General features: G+C 61.8%; 20 protein-coding genes. 10 read left to right on the forward strand and 10 right to left on the reverse strand.

Features of this window, described 5'->3' with window-relative positions:
• Window positions 1–16: 16 nt before the first annotated feature.
• Genes ACQKKX_RS12875 through rsmA form a run of 3 tightly spaced genes read left to right on the forward strand, consistent with a single transcriptional unit; the run spans window position 17 to window position 2,902 of the window.
• Complete coding sequence (locus tag ACQKKX_RS12875; protein ID WP_427571085.1) at window positions 17–967, forward strand: SurA N-terminal domain-containing protein; 951 nt, start codon at window positions 17–19, stop codon at window positions 965–967.
• Window positions 968–992: 25 nt separating this feature from the next.
• The gene (pdxA, locus tag ACQKKX_RS12880) at window positions 993–2,063 is read left to right on the forward strand and encodes a 4-hydroxythreonine-4-phosphate dehydrogenase PdxA (protein ID WP_427571086.1); all 1,071 of its coding nucleotides are present in this window, start codon (window positions 993–995) and stop codon (window positions 2,061–2,063) included.
• Entirely contained in the window at window positions 2,063–2,902 is an 840-nt protein-coding gene (gene rsmA / locus ACQKKX_RS12885) for a 16S rRNA (adenine(1518)-N(6)/adenine(1519)-N(6))-dimethyltransferase RsmA (protein WP_427571087.1), read from the forward strand. Before pdxA ends, rsmA begins: the two co-directional genes overlap by 1 nt.
• Before the next feature lie 82 nt (window positions 2,903–2,984).
• Here rsmA and ACQKKX_RS12890 read toward each other — a convergent pair whose 3' ends face one another.
• The 10 genes from ACQKKX_RS12890 to ACQKKX_RS12935 form a co-directional block, all read right to left on the reverse strand.
• Entirely contained in the window at window positions 2,985–3,203 is a 219-nt protein-coding gene (locus ACQKKX_RS12890) for a hypothetical protein (protein ID WP_427571088.1), read from the reverse strand.
• Between the two features lies 1 nt (window position 3,204).
• Window positions 3,205–4,569, reverse strand: coding sequence for a S8 family peptidase (locus ACQKKX_RS12895; RefSeq protein WP_427571089.1), 1,365 nt, complete (start codon window positions 4,567–4,569; stop codon window positions 3,205–3,207).
• A gap of 291 nt (window positions 4,570–4,860) precedes the next feature.
• Window positions 4,861–5,538, reverse strand: coding sequence for a guanylate kinase (gene gmk / locus ACQKKX_RS12900; protein WP_427571090.1), 678 nt, complete (start codon window positions 5,536–5,538; stop codon window positions 4,861–4,863).
• 3 nt (window positions 5,539–5,541) lie between these two features.
• Window positions 5,542–6,429 (reverse strand): YicC/YloC family endoribonuclease, encoded by an 888-nt coding sequence (locus ACQKKX_RS12905; protein WP_427571091.1) that lies wholly within the window; start codon window positions 6,427–6,429, stop codon window positions 5,542–5,544.
• Between the two features lie 37 nt (window positions 6,430–6,466).
• Window positions 6,467–7,684: an endolytic transglycosylase MltG gene (gene mltG / locus ACQKKX_RS12910; protein WP_427571092.1), complete on the reverse strand. Its 1,218-nt coding sequence runs from the start codon at window positions 7,682–7,684 to the stop codon at window positions 6,467–6,469.
• A gap of 113 nt (window positions 7,685–7,797) precedes the next feature.
• A complete protein-coding gene (gene fabF / locus ACQKKX_RS12915; protein WP_427571093.1) occupies window positions 7,798–9,060 on the reverse strand; it encodes a beta-ketoacyl-ACP synthase II in 1,263 nt (420 codons plus the stop codon).
• A gap of 115 nt (window positions 9,061–9,175) precedes the next feature.
• The gene (locus ACQKKX_RS12920) at window positions 9,176–9,412 is read right to left on the reverse strand and encodes an acyl carrier protein (RefSeq protein WP_003502080.1); all 237 of its coding nucleotides are present in this window, start codon (window positions 9,410–9,412) and stop codon (window positions 9,176–9,178) included.
• Between the two features lie 290 nt (window positions 9,413–9,702).
• Window positions 9,703–10,440, reverse strand: coding sequence for a 3-oxoacyl-[acyl-carrier-protein] reductase (gene fabG, locus ACQKKX_RS12925; RefSeq protein ID WP_112728507.1), 738 nt, complete (start codon window positions 10,438–10,440; stop codon window positions 9,703–9,705).
• Window positions 10,441–10,550: 110 nt separating this feature from the next.
• Complete coding sequence (gene fabD, locus ACQKKX_RS12930; RefSeq protein WP_427571094.1) at window positions 10,551–11,519, reverse strand: ACP S-malonyltransferase; 969 nt, start codon at window positions 11,517–11,519, stop codon at window positions 10,551–10,553.
• Window positions 11,520–11,625: 106 nt separating this feature from the next.
• The gene (locus ACQKKX_RS12935; RefSeq protein WP_427571095.1) at window positions 11,626–12,903 is read right to left on the reverse strand and encodes an Nramp family divalent metal transporter; all 1,278 of its coding nucleotides are present in this window, start codon (window positions 12,901–12,903) and stop codon (window positions 11,626–11,628) included.
• Between the two features lie 206 nt (window positions 12,904–13,109).
• On the opposite strand from ACQKKX_RS12935, the gene ACQKKX_RS12940 reads away from it, so the two are divergent.
• From ACQKKX_RS12940 to ACQKKX_RS12970, 7 genes are all read left to right on the forward strand, one after another.
• Entirely contained in the window at window positions 13,110–14,153 is a 1,044-nt protein-coding gene (locus tag ACQKKX_RS12940; protein WP_427571096.1) for an aldo/keto reductase, read from the forward strand.
• 375 nt (window positions 14,154–14,528) lie between these two features.
• Window positions 14,529–14,900, forward strand: a complete 372-nt coding sequence (locus ACQKKX_RS12945) for a hypothetical protein (protein ID WP_427571097.1) — start codon at window positions 14,529–14,531, stop codon at window positions 14,898–14,900.
• 306 nt (window positions 14,901–15,206) lie between these two features.
• Complete coding sequence (gene rpsF / locus ACQKKX_RS12950; RefSeq protein ID WP_427571098.1) at window positions 15,207–15,650, forward strand: 30S ribosomal protein S6; 444 nt, start codon at window positions 15,207–15,209, stop codon at window positions 15,648–15,650.
• A gap of 23 nt (window positions 15,651–15,673) precedes the next feature.
• Window positions 15,674–15,916, forward strand: coding sequence for a 30S ribosomal protein S18 (gene rpsR / locus ACQKKX_RS12955; protein WP_427571099.1), 243 nt, complete (start codon window positions 15,674–15,676; stop codon window positions 15,914–15,916).
• 208 nt (window positions 15,917–16,124) lie between these two features.
• Window positions 16,125–17,075, forward strand: coding sequence for a DUF2232 domain-containing protein (locus ACQKKX_RS12960; protein ID WP_427571193.1), 951 nt, complete (start codon window positions 16,125–16,127; stop codon window positions 17,073–17,075).
• A gap of 20 nt (window positions 17,076–17,095) precedes the next feature.
• Complete coding sequence (gene rplI, locus ACQKKX_RS12965; protein WP_427571100.1) at window positions 17,096–17,671, forward strand: 50S ribosomal protein L9; 576 nt, start codon at window positions 17,096–17,098, stop codon at window positions 17,669–17,671.
• A gap of 332 nt (window positions 17,672–18,003) precedes the next feature.
• Window positions 18,004–19,500: a replicative DNA helicase gene (locus tag ACQKKX_RS12970; RefSeq protein ID WP_427571101.1), complete on the forward strand. Its 1,497-nt coding sequence runs from the start codon at window positions 18,004–18,006 to the stop codon at window positions 19,498–19,500.
• The last annotated feature ends 130 nt before the right edge of the window (window positions 19,501–19,630 follow it).

Here is a 19,630-nt window from a genome sequence, read left to right on the forward strand (position 1 = left end):
GCGTGAAAGGGATGGCATGATGATCGCTGGTCGAGCCTTGCGGATAACGATGACGGCATTTGCGGTACTGGCGGCGTCCGTCGTCATCGAGCCGGCAATGACCTCTGCCCGGGCGGCAAGTTCGATCGCAGCCGTGGTCAACAAGACGCCGATCACCTCCAACGACGTGGCGCACCGCGCCGCTTTTCTGCGCCTCCAGCGGGCCAAGGGCGACATCAGCAAGCTCGCGCGCGAGCAGCTGATCGATGAGACGCTGAAGCGCGAAGAGGTCGCTCGCGTGAAAATGTCGGTCAGCACCGATGACGTCGACCGCTCCTTTGCCCGGTTTGCCGCTAGCAACAAGATGACGCCGGACCAGATGGCCAAGGTGCTCAACCAGGCCGGCGTCGGCGTCGACCATTTCAAGGCCTTCATCGCCGTGCAGATGAGCTGGCCGCGCGTCGTCAACGCCCGCTTCAGCGGCAGCCGCAGCGGACGCATGTCCAACGAGGAACTGGTCAAGCGCATGGCCGAAGGCGGCCAGAAGCCGGTCACGACCGAATATTTCCTGCAGCAGATCATTTTCGTGGTGCCGGAAGCCAAGCGCAAGGCCATCCTCAACAAGCGCATGGCCGAAGCCAAGGCGTCGCGCTCGAAATTTCCCGGCTGCGACCAGTCCAAGACCTTCGCTGCAACCATGCTCGACGTTTCGGTAAAGCCGCTCGGCCGCATCATGCATCCGGAACTGCCCTCCGACTGGAAGCCGCTGATCGAAAAGGCATCCGGTGGCACGACCGAACCGCGCATCACGGAAAAGGGTGTCGAGTTCCTGGCGATCTGCAACCAGCGCCAGGTGTCTGACGACGTGGCCGCCGAAGTCGTGTTCCGCGCCGAGGATCTGGGCAAGGCCGAAAAGACCGGCGAAGACCCGAACGACAAGAAATATGTCGAGGAACTGCGGGCCAAGGCGCAGATCTCCTACCCCTGACCCTTCCCGAACGCAGGCCCCCAGAATGACACAGATCGATCGCCCTCTCGCACTGACACAGGGCGATCCCGCCGGTATCGGTCCCGACATCGCGCTTGCCGCATGGGTGAAGCGCCGCGAAAACGGCATTTCGCCCTTCCTTTACATCGGCGACCCGGCCGTGCTTGCCGCCCGCGCACGTCTGATCAATCTTGACGTGCCCCTTCGCGAGGCCGGTCCGGCGACCGCAACTTCCGTTTTTGACGACGCACTCCCGGTTCTGCCGATCCGCATCGGCTTCGATGTCGCCGCCGGACAGCCACATGTGGCAAGCGCCGCGTCAACGATCGCCGCCATCGAAATCGCCGTGCGCCTGACCCTTTCCGGCGAGACGGCGGCAGTCGTCACCAATCCGATCGCAAAATCGGTTCTGTACGAGTCCGGCTTCAAGTTTCCCGGCCATACCGAATTCCTCGCCGAACTGGCGCAGCGCGCCACCGGGCGTGCGGTTCTGCCGGTGATGATGCTGGCCGGCCCCAAACTGCGCGCCATTCCGGTGACCATCCACATCCCGCTCAAGGACATCCCCGCCGCGCTCACGCACGAGCTCATCATCGAGACCTGCCGGGTCACCCATGACGACCTCAGAAGCCGTTTTGGCATTAACCATCCGCGTCTTGCCGTTTCCGGCCTCAACCCGCATGCGGGCGAGGACAACACGATGGGGACGGAGGAGCGCGACATCATCGCACCGGCAATTGCTCGGCTGCGGGAAGAAGGGATCAACGCCTTCGGCCCCCTGCCCGCCGACACCATGTTCCACGACGAGGCACGCGGCCGCTATGACGTCGCGATCTGCATGTATCACGATCAGGCGCTGATTCCGGCCAAGGCACTCGGCTTCGACACCTCCGTTAACGTCACGCTTGGCCTGCCCTTCATCCGCACCTCGCCCGATCATGGAACCGCCTTTGGTCTGGCTGGACAGGGTGTTGCCCGCGAGACCAGCCTGGTTGCCGCACTGAACCTTGCCAGAACCCTTGCAGATCATTCGGCCGATCCGGCGCCCCACCATTCAGCCGGCCAGCCGGCCCAGCAGTCGGGGAACCTGTCCTGATGGCGACACTCGACGGCCTGCCGCCCCTTCGCGACGTCATCCAACGGTTCGATCTTGCCGCCAAGAAGTCACTCGGCCAGAATTTTCTGTTCGACCTCAACCTGACCCAGAAGATCGCCCGTTCGGCCGGTTCGCTGGAGGGTGTCACGGTGTTCGAGGTCGGCCCCGGCCCCGGCGGTCTGACCCGCGCCATTCTGGCGCTCGGGGCCCGAAAGGTCGTGGCGATCGAGCGCGACAGCCGTTGCCTGCCGGCGCTGGCCGAGATCGAGACCTATTACCCTGGTCGTCTGGAGGTGATCGAAGGTGACGCCTTGCAAACCGACTTTGCTGCTCTTGCGGCGGAAAAGGCGGAAGGCGGCCCGGTGAAGGTCATCGCCAATCTGCCCTATAATGTCGGCACGCAATTGCTGGTCAACTGGCTGGTGCCGAACGACTGGCCACCGTTCTGGCAATCGCTGACTCTGATGTTCCAGAAGGAAGTCGGCCAGCGCATCGTGGCGCGCGAAAACGACAACCATTACGGTCGGCTTGGCGTGCTGGCGGGCTGGCGGGCGGATGCGGACATGGTGTTCGACGTCCCGGCCTCGGCCTTTTCGCCGCCACCGAAGGTGACGTCCACCGTGGTGCACCTGACCCCGAAAGCCGAGCCGCTGCCCTGCGATCTCGCCAGGCTGGAACGTGTGACGATGGCCGCTTTCGGCCAACGCCGCAAGATGCTGCGCCAGAGCGTGAAGCCGCTCGGCGGCGAAGCGCTCTTGGCCCGCGCCGGCATCGACCCGCAACGGCGCGCGGAAACGCTTTCGGTGGAAGAGTTCGTAACGCTCGCCAACTGTCTCTGAAGGGCATCGGCCGCCTGTCCCGCGGTAGCTGCGGCGGTGCGACAGGAGACGTCCACGTATCGCTTCGCGCGCTCTAAAGCCGTTACATCGCCTTGTAGACGTCGTCCTTGCGGACGGACGCCACGCCGTCCACCGAGCGCAGCGCATCGAGGCTCTGCGCATCGATATCACCGTTTATCATCTGCAGCATGCGGTGAATTTCGATATTATCCAGTCCGTGCGATTTCAAATCATCCGCAACCTTGTCCAGGGCCGCAGCGGCGGCCCTGTTCACCCTTATCGTAACGCCAACCCGGCTCATGTCATGCCTCCAGGCCCGCCCTGAACTGAAGCAGGCCTTTTCCAACATCTCTCGTGGGGAAAGATAGAGGTTCGGCAAGCTGGATCAAGCGCGCCCACAACGCCCAGCCCCGGAAGGCTGGATCCGACTGTGCAAGCAGCGCCGCAACGCCCGAAACATGGGGTGTCGCCATGCTCGTCCCGTTCCAGCGGTCATAGTTATTGCCCGGAAGCGAGGACAGGATATCGACGCCCGGGGCTGCGATATCCACCTCCTGTCCAGGATTGAGGCCGCCGCTGGAAAAGCTGGCAGGGCTGAGGGAGCGATCAACGGCACCGATCGCCAGAATCGTCGATGCGTTGGCCGGAGACCCGACGGGGCTGATGATACCCGGGCGGGCGCTCTCGTTGCCGGCCGCAGCAATGACGATCGTGCCGGCATCCAGACAGACCAGCCCGATATGCTCGTAGTCTTCGCTTGGTGCATCGCCGACTCTCGTGGCAGCCCCGAGCGACATGGAGATGACGTGGCAGCCCTGCTCCAGCGCCCATTCCATTCCGGCAATGATCGACCTGTCGGTTCCAAAACCGTCATCGCCCAAAACCTTGCCGGCATAGATTTCCGATTCGTAGGCTATGCCGTAACGCGGGCCGCTGCTCGGCCGCAATGGCCCGCAGGCCGTACCGATGCAGTGGGTTCCGTGGCCATGGATATCCTCCTCGGAACTGTTGGTGGCAAAAAGCTTTTTGGTCACCGCCCGCCCGACGAAGTCCTGGTGCTCGTCGTCAAAACCGGTATCGAGCACCGCGACCTTGATCCCGGCCCCGCTCAGACCGCTCTGGACGACACGGGTGACCTGCAAGCCCCAGGTGTTGGCCGTCTCCTCGAAAGTGGAGGACCTGGTGAGCTGCGGAACCGCCCGATCCCTGCCCCGCAAGAGATGATCGATCGTGCCGACGACACCGTCGCGGAAGCCGATGAGATAGTCCTGCCCCAGCGGAATATCCATGCCGGCTGCCGGATCGAAACGAGGCGGATTGCCGTGCTGCTGGCCAATGCCGCCCAGCGCCCTGTAGCGGCGTTCGGGCCTTGCCGACGATACCATCTTGCGCGGCATGGCATCTTCCAGCATGGGCCTCAGACGCTCGCCGTCACGCCTGACGATCGCTATGCCAAAACGTTCGAAATACTGCACGTCGGCGCCATCGAAATCATTCGGTATCGCCGGCGCCGATCTGAAATCCTGGCTGGATGCGACATGAAAGCCGCTTTTCCTCAATTGCTGCACGCCCTCGCCACGGGCCCTGGGTGCAAACCTCAGCACCATGCCGAGCCCCGACATGCCGTCCTCCAATATTCCCGATCGTGTTCGCGTCGACTTTGCCATGACACTTTCCCCTCTGAAGTATCGGATTGCTGGGACGAAAACGGCTGCAGACGCAGTTCGGCAACAGCCTCGATTGACCTCGACGGACCCATGTCGAACAGAAAGTGTCCGCGTGCGAAGGCTGTCAGGGTTGCGGCATGCAACCTGAGTTAATGTCGTTATAATTGCACAAACGACCGCCTCTTGCAATCATCGAGGGAGCGCCGTCGCGCGACGCGACAGGCCCCGGCGCCATTACATATGGCCAGAGACACGCTGCGCGCATGCAAGCAGAAGAAGAAATGTGGAAGTCTAAAGAACCGGTTCTTCCGTCAGCAGCTCGCCGACGAAATCGAACAGGCCGTGGCGGCGGTCGCGCCGCACGCGTTCGGCATTGACGATGCAGTTGACGTTGCGGAACGCCTCGTCGAGATCGTCATTGACGATGACGTAATCGTATTCGCGCCAATGCTCGATCTCGGAACGCGAATTGAGGAGACGGGTGCGGATGACCTCTTCCGAATCCTCGGCGCGGCGATGCAGGCGTGACTGCAATTCCGTCATGGTCGGCGGCAGAACGAAAATGGATACGACATCGGCCGACATCTTGTCCTGCAGCTGGCGGGCTCCCTGCCAGTCGATGTCGAACAACATGTCGCGACCTTCGGACATGGCGGTTTCGACCGGCTCGCGCGGCGTGCCGTAGAAATTACCGTGGACCTCCGCCCATTCCAGCAGGCTGTCGGAATCGCGCAAACGCTCGAATTCGCGCACGCTGATGAAATGGTAGTGCTTGCCGGCAATCTCGCTTGGACGGCGCTGGCGGGTCGTCACGCTGACCGAGATTTCGAGGCTCGGATCGGATTCCAGGAGGTTGCGGGCGATGGTGGACTTGCCGGCACCCGACGGTGAGGACAGAACGAGCATCAGGCCACGGCGGGCGATCTTTGCGGGATTGGTCAGGTTAGCGCTCGAAGGGGCCGGGCTCATATATCACTCCAGATTCTGAACCTGTTCGCGGAACTGGTCGATGACGACCTTCAGCTCGATGCCGGCGGCCGTCACGGCTGCCGCATTCGATTTCGAACAGATGGTATTCGATTCCCGGTTAAATTCCTGTGCGAGGAAATCCAGGCGGCGGCCGACGGGGCCGCCCTTGTTCAATAGCTCGCTGGCCGCTGCCACATGCGCATGCAGCCGGTCGATCTCTTCGCGCAGATCAGCTCTTGTGGCCAGAATGGCGGCTTCGGCATAGAGCCGGTCGCGGTCGAGCGAAGACGCACCCTCGATCAGCGTCGCCACCTGCTGGGCAAGCTTGCGGGCGATCTCTTCGGGGCTGCGCGACGGATCGTTCTCGACCGTCTGCGTCAATGCGGCAATGGTCCGCACATGGTCCTCCAGCACGGAGCGTAGCGAAGCTCCCTCGCTCAGGCGCATGGCAGCCAATGCATCGAGCGCGATCTCCAGTCCGGCCAGGATCTCCCGGTCGAGCGCCTCGGTCACCTCCAGCCCATCTTCCGCGTCGCGGATATCGACAAGACCGCGGATCGACATCAGCGTATCGAGGCGCAGCGGCGATGGGTCAACGAGGTCGCCGAGTTCGGCGCGCAGACGCAGGATGGCGTCGAGCGCATCGCGATTCAGGACCGCTTCCACCTTCGCTTCCGCCGCCGTGATGGAGAGGTTTGCCTGGATGTTGCCACGGCTGAAACGCGCGGGAACCGCTGACCGCACCGGAACTTCCAGCCGCTCGAAGCCTGCCGGAAGACGCAGGCGCAGGTCCAGTCCCTTGCCGTTTACCGAGCGCAGTTCCCACGCCCAGCGAGTTCTGCCGCTCGTGCCTTCGCTGCGTGCGAAACCCGTCATCGACTGGAGGCTCATGCCGCTTTCGCCCTTCCTGAGACGCCGCTTGCCGGCTTCAATTGCTTCTCGGCGCCTTTTCGGCCTCCGAACCGTCCGGCTGGCCATCGACGATCTCGTCGGCGGGAGCGCCGCTGGCGCGCTGCGCCTGTGTCTGGCGCCAACGGCGAACATTGGCGTTGTGGTCTTCCAGCGTCTGCGCGAACACATGTCCGCCGGTGCCGTCGGCCACGAAATAGAGGTCCTTGGTACGCCACGGATTGGCAACGGCTTCCAGTGCCGCCCGGCCCGGATTGGCGATCGGCGTCGGCGGCAGGCCCTTGATGCGGTAGGTATTGTAGGGCGTTTCCTTGTCGATATCGGATCGGTAGATCGGACGGTCCGCCGGACGACCGGCACCGCCGAACAGGCCGTAAAGGATGGTCGGGTCCGATTGCAGGCGCATGCCGCGATTGAGCCGGTTGATGAAGACCGAGGCGACATGGGCGCGCTCGTCGTCCTTGCCGGTTTCCTTTTCCACGATGGAGGCGAGCGTGACGAATTCCTGACGGGTCTTGATCGGCAGGTCGGCATCGCGCTTTTCCCAGATCTGATCGATCAGACGGTCCTGGGCGGCGCGCATCTGCGCCATGATCTCGTTGCGCTTGGTGCCGCGCGAGAACTTGTAGGTATCCGGACGCAGCGAACCTTCCGGCGGCTGTTCCTGCGGCAGTTCGCCTTCCAGGATCGGATCCTCGGCCAGCCGTTTCATCATCTGCTGAACGGTCAGCCCCTCCGGCAGCGATACGGAATAGAGAATGGACTTGCCCGATTCCAGCAGTTCCATCACTTCCTTCATCGAGGCACCGGCCTTGATTTCGTATTCCCCGGCCTTGAGCGTCTTGCCGCCCTCCAGATAGGTAGGCGTCACATACCGAAAGATACGGGCATCGGAAATGACGCCATTGCGCTCGAGGCTGTCGGCAATCGCGTTGAGGCCGGCGCCGTCGCGCACGATGAAATGCGTGTTGGTCTGCAGCGGCCCCGGATCGGAATAGCTGGTCATGACATAGTAGAAACCGCCAGCGCCGACGAGGCAGGCGGTCACCGCCATGGTCATGACGAAGTTGAGGAAAATCACCAGCTGGCTGCGCGCCTTCTTCGATCGCTTCGGCGGATCCGGCACGCGTTCCGGCTTCAGTGCCTCGTTGGGCGACTTCGGAATAATCGGGCCTTTTCCGGTGCCATACGCTCCGCGATCGGAGGGCATTTCGCTGCTATGGTTGGTGTCGCTCACCGGCACTCCCTTCTGAATTCAGGAACATTGCCGGGTGTCGCCCGGCAATGCGGCAAAAACAGGTTCAGAAGACAAGCCCTGAGCAGCGGACCCGTCTGTTAACAGCCTTGTTATCAGGCCTCGTAACGCTTCAGCACGAGCGACGCGTTGGTACCGCCGAAACCGAAGGAATTGGACAGCGCCACATTGATGTCGCGCTTGCGGGCGGTATGCGGCACGAGGTCGATCCTGGTCTCGACATCGGGATTGTCGAGGTTCAGCGTCGGCGGCGCGATATTGTCGCGGATTGCCAGTGCGGAGAAGATGGCCTCGATCGCACCGGCAGCACCGAGCAGGTGGCCGGTCGCCGATTTTGTCGACGACATCGAGATCTTCGAGGCGCTGTCACCGACCAGACGCTCGACCGCACCGAGCTCGATCGTATCGGCCATGGTCGACGTCCCATGGGCGTTGATGTAATCGATATCCGAAGCACCAAGACCGGCACGCTTGAGCGCCATGGTCATGCAGCGGAATGCGCCGTCCCCGTCTTCAGATGGGGCGGTAATGTGGAAAGCGTCGCCCGACAGACCGTAACCGACGACTTCGGCATAGATCTTGGCGCCGCGCGCCTTGGCGTGTTCCAGCTCTTCCAGAACGACGATGCCCGCACCCTCGCCCATGACGAAACCGTCACGATCGCGGTCGTAAGGGCGCGAGGCCTTTTGCGGCTCGTCATTATGCTGGGTGGACAGCGCCTTGCAGGCGGCAAAGCCGGCGAGCGCGATGCGGCAGATCGGCGATTCGGCGCCGCCGGCCACCATCACGTCAGCGTCACCGAGCGCGATCAGGCGGGCGGCATCGCCGATCGCATGCGCGCCGGTGGAGCAGGCCGTGACGACGGCATGATTGGGGCCGCGCAGCTTGTGCTTGATCGAAACCTGTCCGGAAACAAGGTTGATCAGACGGCCGGGAATGAAGAAGGGGGAGATGCGGCGCGGACCCTTGTCACGCAGCGTGTGGCCGGCTTCGACAATGCCTTCGAGCCCGCCGATACCGGAGCCGATCAGAACGCCGGTGGCAATCTGGTCCTCATCGGTTTGCGGGTGCCATCCTGCATCCGCCAGCGCCATATCGGCGGCAGCAATACCGTAAACGATGAAGGGATCGACCTTGCGCTGATCCTTCGGCTCCATCCAGTCATCGGCATTATATGTGCCGTTGGAACCGTCGCCGACCGGGATGCGGCAGGCGATCTTCGCCGGCAGGTCTTCGACTTCGAATTCGGTGACGAGGCGCGCCCCGTTCTGACCGGCGAGAATGGCAGACCAGCTGGCCTCCGTTCCGCAACCAAGAGGAGATACCATGCCGGTACCGGTGATAACGACACGCCTCATGCCAGTGTCCCACCCTGTTCGTTTTTCTCATCGACAATAATGAAACGGCCCGAACATGCCGGGCCGTCAAGGGAAACAACCGTCGCCGGCTTTTCCCGAAAATCGCGTTATCGGATCAGGCCTGGGCCTTCTCGATGAACTTCACGGCGTCGCCGACGGTGAGGATCGAGTCAGCCGCGTCGTCCGGGATTTCAACGCCGAACTCTTCTTCGAAAGCCATGACCAGTTCGACGGTGTCGAGCGAGTCGGCGCCCAGATCGTCGATGAAGCTTGCGCCTTCGACAACCTTGTCGGCGTCGACGCCGAGATGATCAATAACAATTTTCTTTACGCGTTCTGCGATATCGCTCATGTCGGTTTCCTCGACCTTTATCTTAACCGGAGTGCCATCAAGGCATCCGCACCCTGTTGAAACCCGAGGCCGCCGTTTCAAGGACAGCGCCGAGGGCAAACTCGTTTCCCGCCGCAAGCTAGGCCCCCAGCCCGTGCAAGAGCACGTGTTGGCCGCCTACAATCCGGGAGGACTGTTCACAGTCATGGCCCGATTAACACGGTTTCCGCCCGCCGCAAAGCCAGAATCTTACCGGGATGTTACCCGTATACAGGCTATTTCGGCATTGGGAGGAACCGCTACGAACCGTTTTAGATCATTGCCATACCGCCATTGACGTGCAGCGTCTGGCCGGTGACATAACCCGCCTCGTTGGAAGCAAGGTAAAGAACGGCTGCGGCGATGTCCGAACCGGCGCCCATGCGCTTCATCGGGATCGCGCCCATGATGGCGTCCTTCTGCTTGTCATTGAGCTTGCCGGTCATGGCGCTTTCGATGAAGCCCGGAGCGACACAGTTGACCGTGACGTTGCGGGTGGCGATTTCCTGCGCCAGCGACTTGGAAAAACCGATCATGCCGGCCTTGGAGGCGCAGTAATTGGCCTGGCCCGGATTGCCGGTCACGCCGACGATCGAGGTGATGTTGATGATGCGGCCATGGCGGCGGCGCATCATCGGATGCGTCAGTTCGCGCGTCAGGCGGAAGACAGATGTGAGGTTCACTTCCAGAACCGCGTCCCAGTCCTCGTCCGACATGCGCACGAACAGGCCGTCCTTCGTGATGCCGGCATTGTTGACGAGGATGTCGACGCCGCCGAGCACTTCCTCGGCCTTCTCGCCGAGCGCCTTGACTTCGGCACGGTCGGACAGGTTGGCCGGGAAGATGTGGACGCGGTCACCGAGTTCGGCGGCCAGGGCTTCCAGCTTTTCGACGCGGGTGCCGTGCAGGCCGACGATGGCGCCCTGCGCATGCAGCATGCGGGCGATTTCCTCGCCAAGCCCACCGGTCGCGCCGGTGACAAGAGCCTTGCGGCCGGTCAGATCAAACATTGTTCGTTCCTCTTTAAGAGCGAATAGGGAATGGCGAGTAGCGAATAGAAAGCGGCATCAGCAAGGCGAAAAACTATTCGCTATTCGCCACTCCCTATTCGCCCCAAAAATCACCCGAGAATGGCGGCGATCGCCGCGTCGATATCTGCCGGGCCGTTGACGGCAACGCCGGTCATGTTCTTGTCGATGCGGCGGGCAAGGCCGGTGAGCACTTTTCCCGAACCGACTTCATAAAGCGTGGTGACGCCGTTGGCGGCGAACCACTCGACCGTTTCGCGCCAGCGCACCTGGCCGGTGACCTGGGTGACGAGCAGGCTGGCGATTTCCTGCGCATCATAGACCGGGGCCGCGCGCACATTGGCGATGACCGGCACGACCGGGTTGTGCTTCTCGACCTTGTCGAGCGCGTGACGCATCGCCACTGCCGTCGGCGCCATAAGGTCGCTGTGGAACGGCGCGGAGACGGGCAGCATGATGGCGCGCTTGGCGCCCTTTTCGGTGGCAAGCGCCGCTGCCTTTTCGACCGCAGCCTTGGAACCGGAAATCACCAGCTGGCCGCCGCCATTGTCATTGGCGATCTGGCAGATGCCGGCTTCGCGGGCGGCAACGCAGATGGCTTCGACGTCGCCGTGCTCAAGGCCGATGATCGCCGCCATGGCGCCTTCGCCAACCGGCACTGCCGACTGCATGGCATCGCCGCGAATACGCAGAAGGCGGGCCGTATCGGCCAGCGAGAAGGTGCCGGCAGCGCAGAGTGCCGAATATTCTCCCAGCGAGTGGCCGGCGACGAAACCGACATGGCCCTTCAAGTCGAGGCCGCGGGCTTCCAGCACGCGAAGTGCCGCGATCGACACGGCCATCAGCGCCGGCTGCGCATTGGCGGTGAGCGTCAGCGTATCTTCCGGGCCATTCCACATGATCTCGGAGAGCTTCTGGCCAAGCGCATCGTCGACTTCCTCGAAGACCGCGCGGGCTTCAGGATAGGCGTCGGCAAGGTCTCGGCCCATGCCGACGGCCTGGCTGCCCTGGCCGGGAAATGTGAATGCGATGGTCGCAGCGTTGCGCTCAGAAGTGCTCATGGGGGTCGTTTCCTTTCCCTGAATTTGCCTCTCCATTCACATTCCGGCCTTGCAAGTCAAGGGTTTCAGGGTTTCCGCGCCCCTTTACCCCAAGTTTACGACCCGCTCAGCCCGCGACGAGACCGACCACCTCGTTGACGCAAAGGACGATGAACAGCAGCGCCGCGACGCCGAGCAAACCGTTCGACAACCAGCCGCTTCGCCATTCTTTGGGCACCCGCGAAGAGTTGAGCAGCCAGATCAGCGTCAGCGCCAGGAACGGCATGAAGAAAGCGCCGAGCGCGCCATAGATGACGACGAGCAGGAAGGGCCGGCCGAACCACAAGAGCGCCATCGGTGGAATGGTCAGCCAGAACAGATAGAAACGGAAGGCGGTGCTCTTTTCGAGATCTTCGCGCGGGCCGGTCTTGCCGCGGACATTGTGGACGAAATCGGCAAACAGCAGGGACACGCCGTGCCACACACCCAGAATGGACGAGACCGATGTGGCGAAAAAGCCGAGCAGGAACATGACCGACACGAAGGAACCAAAACGTTCCCGCAAGACCTCGTCGAGATCGAGCAGGCCGCGGTCGCCGCTCGAAAGCGTGATCTGCGCCGTATAGAGCAGTTCCGCGCCGATGATCAGCATGGCGATGACGAAGATGCCGGTGACGATATAGGCGACGCGGTTGTCGAGGCGCATGATGCCCACCCAGGCCGGCGTGCGCCAGCCCTTGGCATTCACCCAGTAGCCGTAGGAGGCCATGGTGATGGTGCCGCCGACGCCACCGATCAGGCCAAGCGTGTAGATTATCGAGCCCTCGGGAAGCGTCGGCACGAGACCGGTCAGCGCCTTGCCGATATTCGGCACGACCATGATTGCCACGCCGACGACGACCACGAACATGAAGCCAATCAACAGCTTCATGGCGTTTTCGAACATCTGGTACTTATTCATCGCCACGAAAACGGCGCAGACGAGGCCCGATATCATCGCCCAGGCCCAAAGCGGCAGGACGGGGAAGAGCGCAGCCAGCGGTAGCGCCGTGGCGCTCATGGCGGTTGCGCCATACACGAAGCCCCAGATCATGATGTAGATGCCGAAATACCAGCTCGTCCATTTACCGAGCGACTTCCAGCCTTCGAGCATGGTCGAGCCGGTGGCGAGATGGTATCGCGCCGAGCCTTCCGCGAGCGCGATCTTGACGATGCAGCCGATGACGGCGGCCCAGAGAAGCGAATAGCCGAAACGCGAGCCGGCAATCAGCGTGGCGACCAGATCACCGGCGCCGACACCGGTCGCGGCAGCGACAATGCCCGGACCAATGAGTTTCCAGCGCCCGGTTTTCGGCGGATCACCCGCATCGGGAAAACCACGCTCATCCACTTGCATATCCGCCATGCATTCCTCCGCAAATTTATTCTACACACGCTGAGTTTTCGTAAGTCAGACGCGCCACCTTGAGATGAACTAGAACTTTTTCGGCGTTTTCGACCCTACGGACATAAAGTTTTCGCGATGTCGTCGCTTTGGGGCCGCATTTGCACTCTTGCGTGCCGGCAAATCCGGCCTAAGGTCGAACGCTTCAAAGACGGGACGAATTTTCCATGAAATTCAACAAACTTGGCCGGACGGACATTTCCGTTTCGGAAATCTGCCTCGGCACCATGACCTGGGGCACGCAGAATACGGAAGCCGAAGCCCATGCGCAGATGGATTATGCCCTCGAACAGGGCGTCAATTTTTTCGACACTGCGGAACTCTATCCGACCACGCCGGCCAGCGCCGAAACCTATGGCCGCACCGAAGAGTATATCGGCACATGGCTGAAGAAGACCGGCAGACGCAACGACATCGTGCTTGCCACCAAGATCGCCGGCGGCGGTCGTGCGCACATCCGCGACGGTCGACCGATCGAGGCAGCGACCATCCGTGAAGCCGTCGATGCCAGCCTGAAGCGCCTGCAGACCGATTATATCGATCTCTATCAGATCCACTGGCCCAACCGTCCGCACTACCATTTTCGCGGTGCATGGGAATTCGACGCGTCCAGGCAGGATCGCGAAACGTCGGTTTCCGGCATTGCCGAAAAGCTGGACACGTTGGACGGGCTGGTAAAGGCTGGAAAGATCCGCGCGATCGGCCTTTCCAACGAAACCGCCTGGGGCACGATGCAATATCTGCGGATGGCCGAAGACAGTGGTGTTCCACGCGTCGTCTCGATCCAGAACGAGTACAATCTCCTCTACCGTGCATTCGATCTCGACATGGCGGAAGTATCTCATCACGGCGATGTCGGCCTGCTCGCATATTCGCCGCTCGCAGCTGGGCTGCTGACCGGCAAATATGCGGGCGGCGCGCGTCCGGCGGGCTCACGCGCCACGACCAATCCCGATCTCGGCGGTCGGCTGCAGCCGCTGCAGGAGCCGGCGGTCGCGGCCTATCTCGCGCTTGCGAGGCAGCACGGGATCGACCCCGCACAGATGGCCATCGCCTTTTGCCTGACACGGCCGTTCATGACCTCCGTCATCGTCGGCGCAACGACGCTCGAGCAGTTGAAGACCGATATCGGCGCCGCCGATCTCACGCTCACACCGGACATGCTTGCCGGTATAGCAAAAATCTACCGGCAGTATCCGGCCCCGATCTGACCTCCACCCACCTGCTTCATCAACGGCCCGTCGTCCTGGCGGGCCGTCTTCGTTTCAGCGTTCAATCCCTAGAGCGCGACTGCGATTCGCGCCTGACAGGCCTCGCGGGTCCTTAAGGTAATGCTAAATTCGTCCATTGTTTCCTGCTCTCGGCCCATTTTAGTGTCGAAACGATCCAGTTTTCCGCGTTTCCGACTTTGCCTCAACGTTTTGTTAACGAAGGCGGTAGCCGAACCTGGCCTTTCACTTCCCCGCTTTCGAACCCGGCGCTAGCTATCAGGTCAACCAATCATGCCCGCATCGCCAACCAAGGCAGCCCGCCTTCGACTGCGCTTGTGGCTCTCGACAGTTCCCTGACATGCGGAAGAGAAAACCATGACGACCGACGCCATCAGTTCCCTTCGACGCTCCCTTTTCAGCGGCAACGACGCTGCCCTGCTCGTCACTCCGGCCATGGGATCGTCGGCGACAACCATGCCGGGCCGGCCGCTGATCCCGCAGGGCACGCTGGAAACCGGCTTCCGAAACGATACCGGCAGGCCGGCGCTTGCGAAGATCGTCGAGATCCTCGACCTGATGCGCCCGTTGCGAAAGGGATCCGACTCCTTTGCGCAGGAGACAGATGCACGGCAGGAAAACGAGCGAGCCGTATCGGCCTTTCTCGACAGTCTTGAAGAAAACGAGATTTTTTCGCAGCCCGTCGCCTCCGCTCAGCCGTCCATGGCCGATCTCTATCGGCAGTTCTGAGATTTGCTGCTGCCGTTAGCGGGTTGTTCTGTCCGGTTTGTCACCTGCCCTTGCACTTTCCGGAGAAATCCGTATAAGCCGCCCTTGTTCGACACATCCGGTCTTCTGGCTGGTGGCTGAACGGAGGGCAGGCGAGCCGACAAGGCACGCTGCACGGACCGCAGGGTCCAAGCCTCCCGTGTCTCCGCTCTCGACCGTCTCGAAACAACAACTTTTCTTGCCGGGCCTTAAAGCCCCCAGGAGCAGTCGTTGAGGCTTAGCCGCCGAGGTCCGGATGGAAACAAACGCAAGAAAAGGCAAAGTTACATGGCTCTTTACGAACACGTATTCCTTGCCCGACAGGATATGTCCGCACAGCAGGTCGACGCCCTCGTAGAACAGTACAAGGGTGTCATCGAAGCGAACGGCGGCAAGGTCGGGCGCGTAGAAAACTGGGGCTTGAAGTCCCTGACCTACCGCATGAAGAAGAACCGCAAGGCACACTACGCCCTGATGGACATCGATGCTCCGGCTGCTGCCGTGCACGAGATGGAACGTCAGATGCGCATCAACGAAGACGTTCTTCGCTACATGACGATCGCCGTCGAGAAGCACGAAGAAGGTGCGTCTGCCATGATGCAGAAGCGCGACCGCGACGACCGTCCGCGTCGTGACGGCGACGACCGTGGCCCGCGCCGCGAGTTCGGTGACCGCCCGCCGCGTCGTGACGGCGACTTCCAGCGCGCGCCGCGTCCGGCTCGCGAAGCTTAATCGGCTAGAAGGGATCAAACACAATGGCTGAATCTTCTCCGGCTCGCCGCCCGTTCCACCGTCGTCGCAAGACCTGCCCGTTCTCTGGCGCAAACGCGCCGCGGATCGACTACAAGGACGTTCGTCTGCTGCAGCGCTACATTTCTGAGCGCGGCAAGATCGTTCCTTCGCGTATCACCGCAGTTTCCCAGAAGAAGCAGCGCGAACTGGCCCAGGCCATCAAGCGCGCCCGTTTCCTCGGCCTGCTGCCGTACGTCGTAGCCTAATTGAACTACCGACCCTCTGGTCCAGAACCAGAGGGTCGTATCCCTTCCGCGTTGGGCGCGGATCGGAGCGAAAATACAAAAACCCATGTTGGGGATTTCAAGGCCACAAGCCCTCCCCTAACTGCTCGATACGCAGGACAGCGAAACCGTGAACGCACAGACCAGGACAGTTCTGCCGACCGGCATTATCGCCGGTATTGCCGCGACCATGCTCGTCATGGGCGCGTCGACGCAGTCCGTTCTGTCGATCGTTCTATTCGCCTCCTCCGCTCTTCCGATTTTCATTGCCGGCCTCGGCTGGGGCAACCGCGCCGCGATCATCGCCGTCGCGACGTCCGCGCTGTTGGCTTCGGTGATGGTCTCGCCACTGTTTGCGCTGGCGATCGGGGCCTTCACGCTGATCCCGGCCGGCTGGCTGTCGCACCTGGCCAATCTGGCGCGCCCGGCTTCCGAACTCGGCGGCCCCGACAACCTGATGGCATGGTATCCGATCTCGGATATCCTCATGCACCTGTGCGGCCTCATCACCGTTGCGCTCATCATCCTCGGCATCGCGATCGGTTACGGCCCGGACCTCACCAATTCCTTCGTCGAGGCCGTGGGCGAAGCCATCAAGGCGCCCGGCTCGGAATTCGCCACCGATCCGGAAGCGCTTGCCCGCATGCAGGAAAGTCTCGACCTGATGAAGCCGCTGCTTCTGGTCATGCTGCCGCTTGGTCAGGGCGCGGCCTGGGTGGCGATGCTTTTTGCGGCCTTCTATTTCGCGGTGCGGATCGTGTCTCGCTCCGGCCGGGCACTGCGTCCGCGCGAGGACATGCCGTCGGCGCTACGCATGAACCGTCATGCCATTTTCGCCTTCCTCGCCGGCATCCTGATGATGTTCGTCGGCGGCGTTCCGGCGATGATCGGCGCCACGATTTGCGGAACATTCGGCGCCGGCTTCCTGATGGCGGGTTTCGCCTCCTTGCATTTCCGCACGCTGGGCAAGGACTGGCGCGTGCCCGCCCTCGCCCTGTGCTACATTTCGACGATCTTCACGCTGCCGGCCATCGGCATCATGATCCTCGGACTTTTCGATACCCGTCGCACCATTGCCCTGACGCCGGCGCGGACTGCCGACGGCAAGCAGACACCTACCGATATCAACGAACAGAACTGACACCAGAAAGGATCAAGACAATGGACGTCATTCTTCTTGAACGCATCGCCAAGCTCGGCCAGATGGGCGAAACCGTAAAGGTTCGCGATGGCTTTGCCCGTAACTTCCTTCTGCCGCAGGGCAAGGCGCTGCGCGCCAACGAAGCCAACAAGAAGCGCTTCGAAGCCGAGCGTTCGACCCTGGAAGCGCGTAACCTCGAGCGCAAGGGCGAAGCCCAGACGGTTGCCGACTCGCTTTCCGGCAAGTCCTTCATCGTCGTCCGTTCGGCTGGCGAAACCGGCCAGCTCTACGGTTCGGTTGCTGCCCGCGACATCGTCGAAGTTCTCGCCGCCGAAGGCTTCAACATCGGCCGCAACCAGGTCGACCTGAACACCCCGATCAAGGCCATCGGCCTGCACAAGGTTGTTCTGCACCTGCATGCCGAAGTCGAGATCGAAATCGAACTCAACGTTGCCCGTTCGGCCGAAGAAGCCGAGCGCCAGGCCAAGGGCGAAAGCCTCACCTCGGCTGACGCCATCTACGGCGTTGACGAAGACGCCCTGCGTCCGGAAGACTTCTTCGATCCGGACGCCGACCAGGACGGCGACGACGAATAATCGTCTTTTCGCAGATCTTTCTGCGGGTAGCGCCCGGGCTTCACGGCCCGGGCGTTTTTCTTTTCCCGGCATCCCGACAATATGGCCACGGACCCGGCCGAGACGGTTTCGGGCGCCTCACCGATGCGTTAAACTCATATGATATGAAGCCGAGTCGCATCTGCCGGATAGTCAACCGGATTTGCCACTTCATTGAGCTTTTTCCATGCGGCTGTGAACTGCTGTGGGAAACCCAATTCCAGCCGCCGGGGTGTTTCGAAACAAGAGCCCAGCTCTTAAAAGAAAGCCTATAGCAGTGCCGAACACCGAACGACGAGACGGATAAGATACCGATGAACGAAGTCGCGCGCAAAATCACCAGTGCCCAGCCCGCAGAGCCGCATTACCGCGAGGCTCCGAACAATATCGAGGCGGAACAGGCCCTGCTCGGCGCGATCCTGGTCAACAACGATGCCTATTACCGTGTGTCCGACTTCCTCAAGCCGCCGCATCTGCACGAGCCGCTGCATCGCAAGATCTTCGAGGTCGCCGGCGACATCATCCGCATGGGCAAGACCGCGACGCCGGTGACGCTCAAGAACTTCCTGCCGGCCGACCAGAAGGTCGGCGACATGACGGTGGCGCAATATCTCGCGCGCCTTGCCGCCGAAGCCGTATCGATCATCAATGCGGAAGATTATGGCCGGGCCATCTACGATCTGGCGCTACGCCGCGCGCTGATCACCATCGGCGAGGACATGGTCAACATCGCCTATGACGCGCCGCTCGACATGCCGCCGCAGGCGCAGATCGAAGACACCGAGCGCCGCCTGTTCGAGCTTGCAGAAACCGGCCGTTACGATGGTGGTTTCCAGTCCTTCAACGATGCCGTGGCGCTCGCCATCGACATGGCCGGCCAGGCCTATGAACGCGACGGCCATCTCTCCGGTATCTCGACCGGCATCATGTCGCTCGACAGCAAGATGGGCGGCCTGCAACGTTCCGACTTGATCGTGCTGGCCGGACGTCCGGGCATGGGTAAGACGTCGCTTGCCACCAATATCGCCTATAATATTGCTGCAGCCTACGAGCCGGAAGTGCAGCCGGACGGCTCGTTCAAGGCCAAGAACGGCGGCGTCGTCGGTTTCTACTCGCTCGAAATGTCGTCCGAACAGCTGGCGACGCGTATCATCTCCGAGCAGACCGAAGTTTCGTCATCCAAGATCCGCCGCGGTGACATCACCGAGGCCGATTTCGAAAAGCTGGTTGCCTGCTCCCAGATGATGCAGAAGGTTCCGCTGTTCATCGACCAGACCGGTGGTATCTCGATTGCCCAGCTGTCCGCCCGCGCCCGCCGCCTGAAGCGCCAGCGAGGTCTCGATTGCCTTGTGGTCGACTATATCCAGCTGATGACGGGATCGGGCAAATCCGGCGAAAACCGTGTGCAGGAAATCACCCAGATCACCACGGGGCTGAAATCGCTCGGCAAGGAGCTCAACGTGCCGATCATCGCGCTGTCGCAGCTGTCGCGTGGTGTCGAAAGCCGCGAGGACAAACGCCCGCAGCTTTCCGACCTTCGCGAATCAGGGTCGATCGAGCAGGACGCCGACGTCGTGCTCTTCGTGTTCCGCGAGGAATACTATGTGAAGAACATGGAGCCGCGCGATATCTCCGACCCGAAATATCCGGAATGGGAAGCGCATATGGACAAGGTCAAGGGCACGGCAGACGTCATCATCGCAAAGCAGCGCCACGGACCGACCGGCACGGTCAAACTCGCCTTCCAGTCGGAATTCACGCGCTTCGCCGATCTGGCCGAGCCGAGCTTTACGCATTACGAAGAGCCGTGATCCATGCTGATTTCGACCTTTGCGGGGTTGCCTGATCGAGCGCCGCCTGTACCATAATTACTCGAAGCGGCTTTTCTCGTCGCGGCAACGCCTATAGGGTCGCCTCACACTAGCCCATTGCATGAGTGCC

Source organism: Neorhizobium sp. NPDC001467 (assembly GCF_050275975.1).
In the GTDB taxonomy this organism is placed as follows: domain Bacteria; phylum Pseudomonadota; class Alphaproteobacteria; order Rhizobiales; family Rhizobiaceae; genus Neorhizobium.